General features: G+C 72.3%; 11 protein-coding genes, 1 pseudogene and 1 riboswitch. Of the genes and pseudogenes, 6 read left to right on the top strand and 6 right to left on the bottom strand.

Annotated elements, in window-relative coordinates:
* Window positions 1-140 precede the first annotated feature (140 nt).
* Both ACIHEJ_RS00180 and ACIHEJ_RS00175 read left to right on the top strand, forming a co-directional pair.
* A complete protein-coding gene (locus ACIHEJ_RS00180) occupies window positions 141-2753 on the top strand; it encodes a GTP-binding protein (protein WP_400130845.1) in 2613 nt (870 codons plus the stop codon).
* A gap of 74 nt (window positions 2754-2827) precedes the next feature.
* A complete protein-coding gene (locus ACIHEJ_RS00175; protein WP_400130843.1) occupies window positions 2828-4696 on the top strand; it encodes a cellulase family glycosylhydrolase in 1869 nt (622 codons plus the stop codon).
* Window positions 4697-4784: 88 nt separating this feature from the next.
* On the opposite strand, the gene ACIHEJ_RS00170 is transcribed toward ACIHEJ_RS00175, so the two are convergent.
* Window positions 4785-6038 carry a YncE family protein gene (locus tag ACIHEJ_RS00170; protein ID WP_400130841.1) on the bottom strand — a complete coding sequence of 418 codons (1254 nt, stop codon included), beginning with the start codon at window positions 6036-6038 and terminating at the stop codon, window positions 4785-4787.
* A gap of 152 nt (window positions 6039-6190) precedes the next feature.
* Here ACIHEJ_RS00170 and ACIHEJ_RS00165 point away from each other — a divergent pair, with 152 nt between their 5' ends.
* The gene (locus ACIHEJ_RS00165) at window positions 6191-6853 is read left to right on the top strand and encodes a TetR/AcrR family transcriptional regulator (protein WP_400130839.1); all 663 of its coding nucleotides are present in this window, start codon (window positions 6191-6193) and stop codon (window positions 6851-6853) included.
* Window positions 6854-7006: 153 nt separating this feature from the next.
* Window positions 7007-8032 carry an alcohol dehydrogenase gene (locus tag ACIHEJ_RS00160; RefSeq protein ID WP_400130837.1) on the top strand — a complete coding sequence of 342 codons (1026 nt, stop codon included), beginning with the start codon at window positions 7007-7009 and terminating at the stop codon, window positions 8030-8032.
* A gap of 148 nt (window positions 8033-8180) precedes the next feature.
* Here the strand turns inward: ACIHEJ_RS00160 and ACIHEJ_RS00155 are convergent.
* From ACIHEJ_RS00155 to ctaD, 4 genes and pseudogenes are all read right to left on the bottom strand, one after another.
* Window positions 8181-8508, bottom strand: a pseudogene (locus ACIHEJ_RS00155) (hypothetical protein); the annotation flags it as partial.
* 82 nt (window positions 8509-8590) lie between these two features.
* Window positions 8591-9148 (bottom strand): DoxX family protein, encoded by a 558-nt coding sequence (locus ACIHEJ_RS00150; RefSeq protein ID WP_400130836.1) that lies wholly within the window; start codon window positions 9146-9148, stop codon window positions 8591-8593.
* A gap of 133 nt (window positions 9149-9281) precedes the next feature.
* Window positions 9282-9638, bottom strand: coding sequence for a hypothetical protein (locus ACIHEJ_RS00145; RefSeq protein WP_400130834.1), 357 nt, complete (start codon window positions 9636-9638; stop codon window positions 9282-9284).
* Entirely contained in the window at window positions 9635-11269 is a 1635-nt protein-coding gene (gene ctaD, locus ACIHEJ_RS00140; protein ID WP_400130832.1) for a cytochrome c oxidase subunit I, read from the bottom strand. The genes ACIHEJ_RS00145 and ctaD overlap by 4 nt, the downstream gene beginning before the upstream one ends.
* A gap of 106 nt (window positions 11270-11375) precedes the next feature.
* Here ctaD and ACIHEJ_RS00135 point away from each other — a divergent pair, with 106 nt between their 5' ends.
* On the top strand, window positions 11376-11939 hold the full coding sequence (locus ACIHEJ_RS00135; protein ID WP_400130830.1) for an RNA polymerase sigma factor: 564 nt from the start codon (window positions 11376-11378) through the stop codon (window positions 11937-11939).
* Entirely contained in the window at window positions 11932-12954 is a 1023-nt protein-coding gene (locus tag ACIHEJ_RS00130; RefSeq protein WP_400130829.1) for a CU044_5270 family protein, read from the top strand. Before ACIHEJ_RS00135 ends, ACIHEJ_RS00130 begins: the two co-directional genes overlap by 8 nt.
* 3 nt (window positions 12955-12957) lie before the next feature.
* On the opposite strand, the gene ACIHEJ_RS00125 is transcribed toward ACIHEJ_RS00130, so the two are convergent.
* Window positions 12958-13806, bottom strand: a complete 849-nt coding sequence (locus tag ACIHEJ_RS00125) for a bifunctional 5,10-methylenetetrahydrofolate dehydrogenase/5,10-methenyltetrahydrofolate cyclohydrolase (protein ID WP_400130827.1) — start codon at window positions 13804-13806, stop codon at window positions 12958-12960.
* A gap of 26 nt (window positions 13807-13832) precedes the next feature.
* A riboswitch (ZMP/ZTP riboswitch) is annotated at window positions 13833-13913 on the bottom strand.
* Between the last annotated feature and the right edge of the window lie 293 nt (window positions 13914-14206).

Genomic DNA, 14206 nt, shown 5'->3' with positions numbered 1-14206 from the left:
CATTAATCCATTGCCGTCGGGGGAGCGGCCCTGCTGCACTGCTCGGGACCCGACGTCACACGAAAGAGGCCCTCAGATGCGCGCTGCGTGCATGTCCACCCAGGAAGGAACCCATCCCGTGCCGAAGGACATCACGCTCAGTGCACCTGCTCAATCTCGGAATTCTCGCGCATGTCGACGCCGGTAAGACCAGCCTGACGGAACGGCTGCTGCACACGGCCGGAGTGATCGACGAGCTCGGCAGCGTCGACGCCGGCAGCACCACCACCGACACCCTCGCGCTGGAGCGGCGGCGCGGCATCACCATCAAGTCCGCCGTGGTGTCGTTCCCGCTCGACGGCGTCACCGTCAACCTCATCGACACCCCCGGTCACCCCGACTTCATCGCCGAGGTCGAGCGGGTGCTCGGTGTGCTCGACGGCGCGGTCCTGGTCGTCTCGGCCGCGGAGGGCGTCCAGGCGCAGACGCGGATCCTGATGCGGACCCTGCGCCGGCTGCGCATCCCCACCCTGGTCTTCGTCAACAAGATCGACCGGCGCGGCGCCCGGGGAACGGCCGTGCTCCACCAGATGGCGCGCAGGCTGGCGGTACCGCTGGTCCCGATGGGGACGGCCGCCGCGCTCGGCACCCGCGCCGCCCGCTTCGTGCCCGGCCTCGGCCCCGCCGCGCTGGACACGCTCGCCGACCACGACGACGCCCTGCTCGCCGCCTACCTGGACGGCGACGTCGGCACGGACCGGCTGCGTGCCGCCCTCGCCGTGCAGAGCCGGCGGGCCCTGGTCCATCCGGTGTACTTCGGCTCCGCCGTGACCGGCGCGGGCGTACCCGAGCTGATCACCGGCCTCGAACACCTCCTGCCCCCGGCCACGGGCGACCCGGACGGCCCGTTGTCGGCCACGGTCTTCAAGGTCGAACGGGGCCCGGCGGGCGAGAAGGTGGCCTACGCCCGCCTCTTCTCCGGCACGCTGCGGGTCCGGCAGAGGGTCCCGTTCGGGGACGGCGGGGCGGAGGGCGCACCGGGCGGGTGGGCGGCCGACGGTCGTGCGGCGGGCCGGGGGGCCGACGGCCGCGCGGGCGGTGGGGCAGTCGACGGTCGCGCGCCGGGAGGGGGCGCCGACGGCCGTGTGCCGGGGCGAGCCGCCGGCGGGCAGGCGCCGGGTCGGGTCGGCGGCAGCCCGGAGAGTCAGGTCATCGATACGCGGGTGGGTGGAGGGGCCATGGCCGGCCGGGCGGGTGGCCGGGACGGCGACGGCCGCCCCGCGGGCCGTACACCCGACGACCGTGCGGACAGCGGGGCGCCGGCCGGCCACGCTGACGGCCGGGCCACCGGACGCCGGCCGGCGGACGGGGCCCGCGACGGCCGGGCGCAGGGGCAGGCGCCCGTCCGCGGCGAGGAGGCTCGGGGCGTTCACGGCCGGTCCGAGGACCGTGCCGGGGACCGTCGGCCCGAGGGGCGAGTCGGTGACCGCCGGTCGGTGGATCGGGCCGGTACCGGTCGGGCGGCGGGGCAGCCCTTCGGTGCCCGCGGCGGCGACCGGGGCGCCCACGGTCGGCCGGAAGGGCGGACCCGTGACCGCGGGCCCGTGGATCACGCCCGCGAGGGTCGGGTGGAGGGCGGGCGTGGGGCCCGGCCTCGGGCTGAGGGGCGGGTCACCGCGCTCAGTGTGTTCGAGCGGGGCGCGGACGTCCGGCGGGAGCGTGCCGGCGCCGGGCTGATCGTCAAGGTGTGGGGGCTCGGGGACGTCCGCATCGGGGACGCGCTCGGTCTGCCCGGGCGGGCGCAGGAGCACCACTTCGCGCCGCCCACCCTGGAGACCGTCGTCGTCCCCGGCCCGGGGACCGACCGGCGGTCCCTGCACCTCGCGCTCACCCAGCTCGCCGAACAGGACCCGCTCATCGGCGTCCGCCACGACGAACTGCGCGGCGAGACCTCCGTCTCCCTCTACGGCGAGGTGCAGAAGGAGGTCGTCCAGGCGACCCTCGCCGACGAATACGGCCTCACCGTCACCTTCCGCGAGACGACGACGCTGTGCATCGAGCGGCCGCTCGGCACCGGCCACGCCGTGGAGTTCAACAAGAAGGACCCTAACCCGTTCCTCGCCACGGTCGGACTGCGCGTCGACCCCGCACCGCCCGGCTCGGGCGTGGCGTTCCGGCGGGAGGTGGAGCTCGGCTCGATGCCGTACGCCTTCTTCAAGGCCGTCGAGGACACCGTCCGCGACACGCTCGGCCAGGGGCTGCACGGCTGGCAGGTCACCGACTGCACGGTCACCATGACGCACTCCGGCTACTCGCCCCGGCAGAGCCACGCCCACCAGGGCTTCGACAAGAGCATGTCGAGCACCGGCTACGACTTCCGGGGCCTGACCCCGCTGGTCCTGGTCGAGGCGCTGCGCCGCGCCGGCACGCTGGTGCACGAGCCGATGCACCGGTTCCGGCTCCAGGCGCCGGCGGACACGCTCGGCGCACTGCTGCCGGTGCTGGCCCGGCTGGGCGCCGTCCCGGAGACCACCGGCACCCACGCGACACACTCCGCGCTGGAGGGCACGGTCCCCGTCGCCCGCGTCCACGAGCTGGAGCAGTGGCTGCCGGGGCTGACCCGGGGCGAGGGCGAGCTGGAGACGGCCTTCGACCACTACGCGCCGGTCACCCGCGGCACGATCCCGGCCCGGCCGCGCACCGACCACAACCCGCTGAACAGGAAGGAGTACCTGTTGAACGTGATGCGCCGGGTGGGGGAGCGCACCACATGAACTGACCGACAGTCAACTTACCGGTCGGTCAGAAGGTATTGACGGTGCCGGGGCGCCGCCGGACTGTGGTGGACATGCCGACTATCCGGGTGCGTCTGATGGCCGTTCTGGCCCTCCCCTGCGGCTTCCTGGCGGTGACGGGTCCCCCGTCCGCCACCGCCGCCGACCCCACCCCTTCCCCCGCCGACTCCCTGTGGTTCGACGGCGCCCCCCTGACCGTGCAGGGCGGCCGTCTCGCCGACGGCCAGGGCCGCGAGATCGTACTGCGCGGCTACAACGTCTCCGGCGAGGCCAAACTGGAGGAGAACGCCGGCCTGCCCTTCGCCTCGGTCGCCGATGCCGAGAAGTCCGCGACCGCCCTGCGCGCACTCGGCGGCGGCAACGCGGTCCGCTTCCTGCTCTCCTGGGCGCACGCCGAACCGGTGCGCGGCCAGGTCGACACCGCCTATCTGGCCGCCGTCACCGCACAGGTGCGGGCCTTCCTCGACGCGGGCGTCCGGGTCTACCCCGACTTCCATCAGGACCTGTACTCCCGCCACCTGTTCACCGCCGGCAGCTGGTACACCGGCGACGGCGCCCCCGAGTGGGCCGTGGACGCCGGGAGGTACCCCGCCGAGTCCTGCGGCATCTGCCTCTTCTGGGGCCAGAACATCACCCAGAACGCCGCAGTGCGGCAGGCGCAGTACGACTTCTGGCACAACGACCACGGCCTGCAGGACGCCTTCCTCGCCACCGCCCGGACGACCATGGCCTACTTGCGACAGCACCTGTCCGCAGCCGAGTTCGCGGGCATCGCCGGCTTCGACCCGTACAACGAGCCGTACGCGGGCGGCTACGACCCCGGGCAGACCTCCCGCACCTGGGAACGCGACCTGCTCTGGCCGTTCTACGAGAGGTTCCGCGCGCGCATGGACGCGGCCGGCTGGCAGGACAAGCCCGCCTTCGTGGAGCCCAACCTCTTCTGGAACGCCGACATCGCCGCCCAGAAGCAGGAGGGCGGCCTGCTCGACGCGGGCACACTGGGCCCGCGCTACGTCTTCAACACCCACTTCTACGACCAGAAGGCCATCTCCGGCATCCTGATGTGGGGCAAGGCGGCAGACGGCCGGTACGCCACCGACTTCGGCGCCGTCCGGGACCGTGCCGCCGCGGCCGGCACCGCGGCCGTGGTCGGCGAGTTCGGGCACCCCCTGTCCGGCACTGTGTCCGACAAGGCGCCGACCGTCCTGAAGGCCATGTACCAGGCCTTGGACTCCCGTCTTCCCGGCGCCCGTTGGTGGTCCGACCCCGCCGCCTCCGGGCCGGTGCTGTCCGGCACCCAGTGGCAGTGGGACCTCTACGACGGCCGCCACCACGAGTTGATGAACGGCAACCCCGGCAAGGTACGCACCTCCGGTGACGCCTGGAACGACGAGGACCTCTCCGCCGTGCGGCTGGACGACTCCGGGCAGGTCGCCCTGCGCCAGGACGCCCGCCTGCTGGACCGCCTCTACCCGAGCGCCACGGCCGGTACGACCCTCGCCTTCACCTACGAGGACCGCTCGCGCGACGGCTCCGACACCCTCACCTGGAACCCGGTCCCGGGCACCCTGCCGCACGTGGCCCGGCTGGTCGGCTCCGGTCGGTACGGGCTGCTGGTGTGGCGCTCCGGCAGCGGCTCCGCGCCCACCGAACTGCACCTGCCGGCGTCCTTCCCCACCGCGTCCACCACGGTCGTCTCCGACCTGGGCACCGTGTACGCCCCGCCCGCGTACACCGCCGCCACTCCGGTCGGGGTGGCCCCGGAGCCGGGCGGCACGGGCAGCCGCCGGCTGCTGCTCGGCGACACCGACTCCGGAGTGCTGCACTACGCGCTGGTGACCGACGGTGCGACGGCACCCTCGGCGGATCTGCTGAACGCGGCGAGGTCCGAGCTGGCCACCTGGGCGACGGCGCACTTCTGACGCGTGGCCGTACGGCCTCCGGGCGAGTGGGGCGTCCCGGAGGCCGTACGGGCTCAACCCCCCGTTCGACCCCTGCTCGACTCGACGCTCAGCCCCCGCTCGCACCCGTCCAGCCGGCCGGCACGTGTCCGAGCCGGACGCGCTGCGGATGGTCGCCGACCGGCACGGACAGCACTTTCCGCCCGGTGGCGAAGTCGATGGCCGTGATCCGGTCTGCGCCGGCCTCGGAGACGACGCAGTCCTTGCCGTCGCCGCTGACGGTCGCCCAGTACGGCGTCGATGCAGTGACGAGCGGGCCCACGTCGAAGGACGCCCGGTCCACGACGGTCGCGTAGTTGTCCATCGTCCCGGCCACGCACAGCTTGGTGCCCTCGGGGTTCATGGAGATGCCGTGGTGGCGGGAGTCCAGCAGCCAGGTGGTGCGGTCAGGGTTCGTCGCCGGGTTCTCCGGGAGCGTCTTCACCCGGGTGATCTTGTCCGTGGCCACGTCGTACTCGAGGAAGCCGTTGAAGAACGACACCTGGAAGTACAGCTTGGACCAGTCGGGCGTGAAGGCGGCGGGCCGGACCGCGTCGGAGAAGTCCCTCAGTCCGGCCGCGTCCAGTCGCTGTCGCATGTCGATGGTCCTGACCTGCTTGAACGTGGTCGCGTCGACGATCGTGAGGTGACGGTCGCCCTTGGTCCAGTCCCACCCCGGAGTGTCGAGGGAGGTGGTGACCTCGCCGATCGACATGTTCCAGATGTACTTCCCGCCGTCTGTGAAGAAGTTCTCGTGCGGCTTGTCGCCGGTGCCGAACTCGCCGAGTTCCTTGCCCGTGCCGATGTCCAGGACCTGCACCTTGTTCGCGGTGGAGGCCGAGACCGCGACACGGGTGCCGTCGGGGGAGACGGCCATGTGGTCGGCGCGGTAACCGGCCACGGGAAAACGCCAGTTGACCTTGCCGGTCACCAGGTCGATGGAGACCACGTCGGCGAAGCTCGGGCGCGAGACGACCACGGACTTCCCGTCCGGGGTGGAGTACATGTCGTCCACGTACTGGTCGTGCCCCTCGCCGACCTCGTTACGGATGGACGTGTAGTAGATCCACTTGATCGGGTCGGCGTTGATCTCCGCCAGCCGCTGCTGCTTGTCGGGGACGACATCGATCCGGCCGACCTTCGCGAAGTCGCCGGAGGACGCGACGACATCGGCGGTGCCGTCCCAGTTGTCGCCGACGAACAGCACCTCGCGCAGGCCGTCGGACGCGGCCGTGGCGGCGGAGGCGGCGGTCGCCGGTGCGGCGGCGGTCAGGACGAGGGCGGCGGCCACGGAGCACAGGTGCCTGGTTCTGGTGGCAGGCATGACTGCTCTCTTTCCTCAAGGAGGTCTGCGGGGGGAAGTCTGAACACGCGCGCATTCACTGTGTACTTACTGAAAAGTAAGGAGAGGTCGGGCTTCTCGACAAGATGTGTGCACGACAAGATTGGGGCCGGTGGTACGACGGAGGGGGACGCGTGACGGGGAGGCTCAGGGCGCCGACGGGCCGCTACGGCGGCAGATCCGCCGAGGAACGCCAGGCCGAGCGGCGCCGCCGCTTCCTGGACGCGGCGCTGCGGCTGTTCGGCGACGACCCGGGCTACCGGGGCACGACCGTCGCCGCGCTCAGCCGGGCCGCGGGACTGTCCACCCGGCAGTTCTACGAGGAGTTCCGCACCCTGGAGGACGTGCTCGCCGCCCTCCATCTCCAGGTCAACGACTGGGCCGAGCAGGCGGTCCTGGACGCGCTCGCCTCGGCGCAGGGGCTGCCCCTGGCCGAGCGGGTCGCCGTGCTCTTCCACGCCTACGCCCGCGACGTCACCGTCGACCCGCGCCGCATCCGGATCGCCTTCGTGGAGATCATCGGCGTCAGCGCCCGCCTGGAGGAGCAGCGGCTCGCCCGCCGGGCCCGCTGGATCGACCTCATCCGCGCCGAGGCGGACGCGGCGGTGGCGCGCGGGGAGGCGGCACGCCGCGACTACCGGCTCGCGGCGGCTGCCTTCATCGGCAGCGTCAACGGCCTGCTGCACGACTGGAGCGCGGGCTGGGTGGACGCCACGCTGGACGAGGTGGTGGACGAACTGGTCCGGCTCCTGCTGGGGATGCTCCGGCCCGAGGGCTGGCGTCCCGGGGCCGGGTGATGCGCACCCGTCCCGGGCGGGTGACACGGGCGGCCGCGGGGGCGGGGCCGGGTCGGACCGGGACCGCGAGGGTCCGGCCGTTCGGCGCGCGTGATGGGCCCGGAGCTGGTCTGCTGGGAGGGAAGCCGTCCCACCCGCACTCGGGAGAGACCCATGAGTACCTATCGAGTCGCACAGGTGACCGCCGCGAACGGCACCTTCGAGCTGGTCGAGCGCGAGGTGCCGCAGCCGGGGCCAGGCCACGTCAGGATCGCGGTGGAGGCGTGCGGCATCTGCCACAGCGACGCGCTCTTCGTCAGCGGTGGACTGCCGGGCGTGACGTTCCCGGAGGTGCCCGGGCACGAGATCGCCGGACGCATCGAGGAGCTGGGCGAGGGTGTGCGGGAGCGTGGGTGGCAGGCCGGCGACCGGGTGGCCGTCGGCTGGTTCGGCGGCAGCTGCGGGCGCTGCAGGCCCTGCCGTGAGGGCGACTTCATCGTGTGCGAGAACCTGAAGGTGCCGGGATGGGCCTACGACGGGGGCTTCGGCGAGAAGGTGATCGCACCCGCCGACGCCCTGGCCCGTATCCCCGAGGGTGTGGCGGCCGGTGATGCCGGACCGATGGCCTGCGCCGGCGTGACCACGTTCAACGGGTTGCGACGCAGCTCCGCCCGGCCCGGAGATCTGGTCGCGGTGCTCGGCCTCGGCGGCCTGGGGCACCTCGGGGTGCAGTACGCGGTGGCCATGGGCTTCGAGACGGTGGGCATCGCCCGGGGGGCGGAGAAGGCCGACTTCGCCAAGCAGCTCGGCGCCCACCACTACATCGACAGCACCTCCGGCACCCCGGTGGCCGAGGCGCTGCAGTCCCTGGGTGGCGCCAAGGCCGTCCTGGCCACCGCCGGGAACTCCGAGGCCATCACGGCCACCGTGGACGGCCTCGCCCACCGCGGCGAGCTGGTCGTCATCGGCGCGGACACGGCACCGCTCGGCATGAACCCGGCCCAGCTGCTCATGGCAGGCCGTGTCGTGCGCGGCCACCCGTCCGGCACCTCGCAGGACGTGGAGGACACGATGGCCTTCAGCGCCCTGCACGGCATCCGCCCGATGACCGAGACGGTGCCGTTGGACGACGCGGACGCGGCGTACCAGAAGATGCTCGCCGGCAAGGCCCGCTTCCGGATGGTGCTCACCACCGGTTGACCCGGGTCGGGCCGGCCGCCGCACCGCCTCCAGCGCCGGTGCGGCGCCGTCCTCGCCGTGGATGCGGACGCCCAGAGTGCGCGCCCGCTCCCGGTGGGCGGTGTCCCGGGTGGCCCGCACCGGGGCGCCGGCCGGACCGTCGACGGTCATGGGCCGCCCGGAGCAGGTCCTCGGTCATCCGCCCGACCAGCCGCCGGGCCAGATCCACCACCCGCAGCTGCTTCCCGGCGCCGTCGGCGCCGCGGTGCAGCCCCCGCCCCCGCGGTGACTCCGGCTCGGCCGGAGGATCCACCGGCAGCGCGTGGAACCGTACGACCGAGCCCGCCACGAGCGGACGACCGAGCCAGCCACGAGCGGCGCGAAACGCTCGTGCGTCACCACGGTGACCTCGTGTCCCGGACCTCGTGTCCCGCCGGCGCGAGCCGGTGGCCCGGTCCGGTGCAGGGGGCGACGTCGCCCCGGGAACCCGCCGTCATGATCGCAACGCGCACGACGGCCAGTGCGGCCGCACCGCGACCCACGCGGGATCGACGACGCGGTCAGTACGGCCGATTCGGGTCACAGACCGAGCGCGATCGCCGCCGACGCACCTCCCAGGCCGAGAGCGAAGGCGGCCTCGCCCCAGCCGCCCCGGCCCCACAGGAAGAACCGGTCCAGGGCCAGCCGCCCCGGGCCCAGAGCGGCGATGACCAGGGCGACCACGCTGATGCACACGCTGTACTCGACCCCGCCGTTCGTCTCCCACAGACCATGGGCAGCGGTCACCGTCACCATCGCATTGATCATCACCCCGATCACGGCGGCGGCCGCCAGCGGGGTGAGCAGCCCGGCAGCCAGCCCGAGGCCCCCGAGGAATTCGGATCCGCCGCAGATCGCGGCGAAGACCTTTCCCGGGTGGTAACCGAGGGCCGCGAATCCTTTTCCGGTCGCCGTCAGACCGTGGCCACCGAAGATCCCGAACAGCTTCTGAGCGCCGTGCGCGGCCATCAGCAGTCCGAAGGTGAGTCTGAGAAGCAGAATGCCCGCATCCGCGGCGTAGGACTCCGGCACGGCGGTCCGGGGGCCCCGTGCGTCCTCGGCATGTGCGGAACGGTACAGAATGCGCCGCGTAAGCATGCTGTTGCTCCCACCATCCCTGCCATCGATCGATCACTCCTCGGCGACCGTCATGTCCCTGGGTACGAAGCAGGAGGGAGCGGGGATTGCTTCTCGTGCGGACGCATGAGATGCGCGTGCTTCCCCGGCCGGGTCAGCCGGGAGCGGCGGAGACGATCACCAGGACGGCCGTCGCCAGCAGGGCACACCCGAGTACACAGCAGGCCAGCAGCCGCTGCCGCAGCGTGCGGTAGCGCGATTCGTACGCCTGCCGCAGTTCCTCGGCGCGTTCGGCGGTACGGCGCCACGAGGAGCGGGCCAGCGCCAGGTACTCGGTCTCGAAGCACCGCTCGACCTCCGCCTGTTGGCTGTCGGTGAGCCGGCCCAGCCGGGACGCGAGCCGTGCCGCGGCGTCACGGCCCTCCTGTCGTACGGCGGCGAGCAGCAGATGGCCCTCGATCTCCTGGACGAGAGCCCTTGCCTCCTGCTCGCACGGTTCCCCGGCCGTCACGGCGCGGTCAACTCCCGCTCCCGCTCCGTCACCTCGGGGTGGTGCAGGTCGAACGCCGGGGACTCGCTGCGGATGCGGGGCAGGGCGACGAAGTTGTGCCGCGGCGGCGGGCACGAGGTCGCCCACTCCAGCGAACGGCCGTAGCCCCACGGGTCGTCCACGCCGACCGGCTTGCCGTACCTGGCCGTCTTCCACACGTTGTAGAAGAAGGGGAGGAGGGACGAACCGAGCAGGAACGAGAAGATGGAGGAGACCGTGTTGAGCGTGGTGAACCCTTCGGCCGCCAGATAATCCGGGATACGGCGCTGCATGCCCTCGGCGCCCAGCCAGTGCTGGACCAGGAAGGTGCCGTGGAAGCCGACGAACAGCGTCCAGAACGTGATCTTGCCGAGGCGCTCGTCCAGCATCTTGCCCGTGAACTTCGGCCACCAGTAGTGGAAGCCGGAGAACATCGCGAAGACGACGGTGCCGAACACCACGTAGTGGAAGTGCGCCACCACGAAGTACGAGTCCGAGATGTGGAAGTCGATCGGCGGCGAGGCGAGCATCACGCCCGTCAGCCCGCCGAACACGAACGTGATGAGGAATCCCATCACCCAGAGCATCGGCGTCTCGAAGGACAGCGAGCCCTTCCACATGGTGCCGATCCAGTTGAAGAACTTCACACCGGTCGGCACCGCGATCAGGAACGTCATGAAGGAGAAGAACGGCAGCAGCACACCGCCGGTGACGTACATGTGGTGGGCCCACACCGTCACGGACAGGCCGGCGATGGCGATGGTCGCGGCGATCAGGCCCATGTAGCCGAACATCGGCTTGCGCGAGAAGACCGGGATGACCTCGGAGATGATGCCGAAGAACGGCAGCGCGATGATGTACACCTCCGGATGGCCGAAGAACCAGAAGAGGTGTTGCCACAGCAGTGCTCCGCCGTTGGCGGCGTCGAAGACGTGCGCTCCGAACTTACGGTCCGCCTCCAGGGCGAACAGCGCGGCGGCCAGGACGGGGAAGGCGAGCAGGACCAGCACGGCGGTCAGCAGCACGTTCCACACGAAGATCGGCATGCGGAACATCGTCATGCCCGGGGCGCGCATGCAGATGATCGTGGTGATGAAGTTGACCGCGCCGAGGATGGTGCCGAAGCCGGAGAAGGCCAGACCCATGATCCACATGTCGGCGCCGATGCCCGGGCTGCGGACCGCGTCCGACAGCGGGGAGTAGGCGAACCAGCCGAAGTCGGCCGCACCCTGCGGGGTGAGGAAGCCGCCCACCGCGATGGTCGAGCCGAACAGGTAGAGCCAGTAGGCGAACATGTTCAGCCGCGGGAACGCCACGTCGGGCGCGCCGATCTGCAGCGGCATGATCCAGTTGGTGAAGCCGGCGAACAGCGGCGTCGCGAACATCAGCAGCATGATCGTGCCGTGCATCGTGAACGCCTGGTTGAACTGCTCGTTCGACATGAACTGCAGGCCCGGACGGGCCAGCTCGGCGCGCATGAGCAGCGCCATCACGCCACCGATCAGGAAGAACGCGAACGCGGTGACCAAATAGAGCGTCCCGATCGTCTTGTGGTCGGTGCTCGTCAGCCACCGCACGGCCCTGATGCCCCTGATGTCTCTGATCCTCTTCACGCCCCGCCTGTGTCCGCGCCCGGCCCACCGGTCACACTCGGACGACGCGAGGAGCATCACGGAGAAAGGGTGTGACGATCCGGGGGGTGCCGGACACGAACCGAACATGAGCAACGACGAGATCTTCGCCGCTGCCTATCGCGAGCACTACTGGGCGGTCAGCCGCTATGTGGCGAGGCGACTGCAGGGGCGGCCCGACGAGGTGGAGGAAGTGGTGGCGGAGGTGTTCACGGTCGCCTGGCGCCGCCGGGCCGACCTGCCGGCCACCCCGCTGCCCTGGCTGTACGGGGTCGCCCGCAACTGCCTGGCGAACGCGGTACGCGGCTACGGGCGCCGGCGCCGGCTGGTGGACCGCATCGGCAACGACGACACCGCGCACGGCCGGCACATCGTGGCGAGCCCGGAGGCTGAGGCCCCGGGCGCCTGGGTGCACGAGGCGTTGGACCGGCTCTCCCCGGCGGACCGGGAGGTGCTGCGCCTCGCGGCCTGGGAGGAGCTCGGCGCCGACGAGATCGCGGTGGCCCTGGGCTGCGGCAGCCGGGCCGCGGCGATGCGCCTGCACCGGGCACGGGGCCGCCTGCGAGCCGAGATCGACCGGATGCGCGCCCTTGTCCCGCATCCCGCGCCCAGCACCGACGCGACAGTCTGTGAGGACCACCGCCATGGCTGACGAACTCGACCTCCTCCGCCGCGCCAACCCCGTGCCCGTCGACGGCCCCCACTTCGGCGACGGCCCGCTGGACCACCGCGCCGAACGGCAGCTGGAACGACTGCTGCACGAAGCCCGCCCGCGGCGCCGTTTCCGGCCGCTTGCGCCGCTGCCCGGCCGTACCCCGCGCGGCCGGCTGCTCTGGGGCCTCGCCGCCACCGCCGTCGTCCTGGTGATCGCCACCGACGCCGTGCTCGGCGGTCCGGGCACACCCCGGGCCGTCGCCGCGCCCCGCCCGCTGACCGTCCACGCCCACTCCAGGCCCGTACCCCTGAAGGAGATGGCAGCCCTCGCCGACGCGGCCGCGTCGGGCGGCTCGCCCGCCCTGCGCAAGGGCACCCACGTGCAGTCGTGGAGCCTCGGCATGAGCGACGGGAAACCGCCCGTCACCCTGCCCGAGGAGCGTGTCGTGCGCTGGCGTGCGGACCACACCCACACCGAGCTGGTCGTGGCGACCGACCCGCGCACGCCCGGCCGGCCGGTTCTCACCGACGAGGGCGACACCCCGCACGAGGTGGCGGACGGCCATGTGGTCAGCCGGACCACGTACCCGCCGATGTGGAGCGACGCCCCGCCCGAGGCGACCCCGCCGCACACCGCGGGGGCGCTGCGCGCCTACCTCACCGAGATCGCCCGCCCCTCGACCGACCGCGGCACGGCCGCGCTGAGCACCGCCGAACTCCTCGACGCCGTCGCGGAACTCCTCGACCACTGGACCCTCGGGGCCCGTGAATCGGCGGCCGTCGTCCGGCTGTTCGCCCAGGCCGGGGGGATGCGGGCGGCCGGTGAGGTGACCGACCGCCTCGGCCGCCCCGGCCAGGCGTACCTGTACGACACCGACGGCATCCGGCACATGCTGATCCTGGAACCGCGTACCGGTGCCGTCCTCGGCATGGAGAACACCTTCACCAAGGACGACCCGGAGTACGGCGTGAAGGCCGGGGACGTGATGGGATACAGCGCCTGGATGCGTTGACCGCTATGCCCCGAGCTGCCGGGCGGCGGCCTCGACGGTCTGCTCCAGCAGCGTGGCGATCGTCATCGGGCCGACACCGCCCGGCACCGGCGTGATCAGCGAGGCACGCTCCACGGCCGAGTCGAAGTCGACGTCACCGACGTTGCCCGCGTTGTAGCCGGCGTCGATCACGACCGCGCCGGGCTTGATGTCCTGCCCGCGGATCAACCGCGGCCGGCCGACGGCGGCGACGACGATGTCCGCCTCGCGGACCGCCGCCGACAGGTCCGCGGTCCGCGAGTGGCAGTACGTCACGGTGGCGTCCCGGGCCAGGAGCAGCATGCCCACGGGCTTGCCGAGGATCGCGCTGCGGCCCACCACCACGGCCCGCTTCCCGGCCGGGTCGACGCCGAACTCGTCCAGCAGCCGCAGGATGCCGCCGGGCGTGCAGGAGACGAAGCCCGGCAGGCCGAAGCTCATCGCGGCGAACGAGGTGAACGTGACCCCGTCGACGTCCTTCTGCGGCGCGATCGCCTCGAACGCGGCCCGCTCGTCGACGTGCTCGCCCACGGGGTGCTGCAGCAGGATCCCGTGCACGCCCGGGTCGGCGGACAACTCACGCAGGGTGCCGACGAGTTCGGCGGTCGTCGTGGCGGCGGGCAGGGCTACGCGCCGGGACTCGATGCCGGCCTTGCGGCAGCGGTTCTGCTTCATCCGGACGTACGTCACGGACGCCGGGTCCTCGCCCACCAGCACGGTGGCCAGGCACGGGGCGGTGCCGGTGCGCGCGGTGAGGTCGGCGGCCTTCTCCGCGGTGACCTCGACGATGCGCCGGGCGAGCGCGGTGCCGTCCATGAGGCGGGCCTGGGTCATGCGTCACACTCCTGAGCTGGATCGATTCTCCTCGCCCAGGCGCGCGGCATCCCCGACGGGCCGCTCCCCGGTGGTACTCCACCTCAGCGCCAGTCACGGCCCGGGTACAGCGTAACGGAGCAGGCGGCCACCCCTGGGGGCGCGTCCGCCGGGACGGGCACCACGGAGTCCGGCGGACGGCCGGGTCCGGTGCCGCCGGACGTGGCGCATCGGCGCTCGATTCCCCTGCTGCAACGGATGTCCGGCTCACCGGAGCCGGCCGTGCCGCGTCCGGCGTACGCGCGGCAGCGCGGGACGCGGGCGCCGGCGGGCTGCTCGCAGGGCCGAGCGGAGCAGAACGGCGGGCACGAGCAGATGTGCCGGGGAAGTCGGCGCCTGCCGCCGCGGGCGTGCCACAGGG

The sequence above is a fragment of the Streptomyces sp. NPDC052301 genome (assembly GCF_044593395.1).
Lineage (GTDB): Bacteria > Actinomycetota > Actinomycetes > Streptomycetales > Streptomycetaceae > Streptomyces.
Note: the sequence above shows the minus strand (reverse complement) of the source record. Positions and strands in the feature narration are given on the sequence as shown.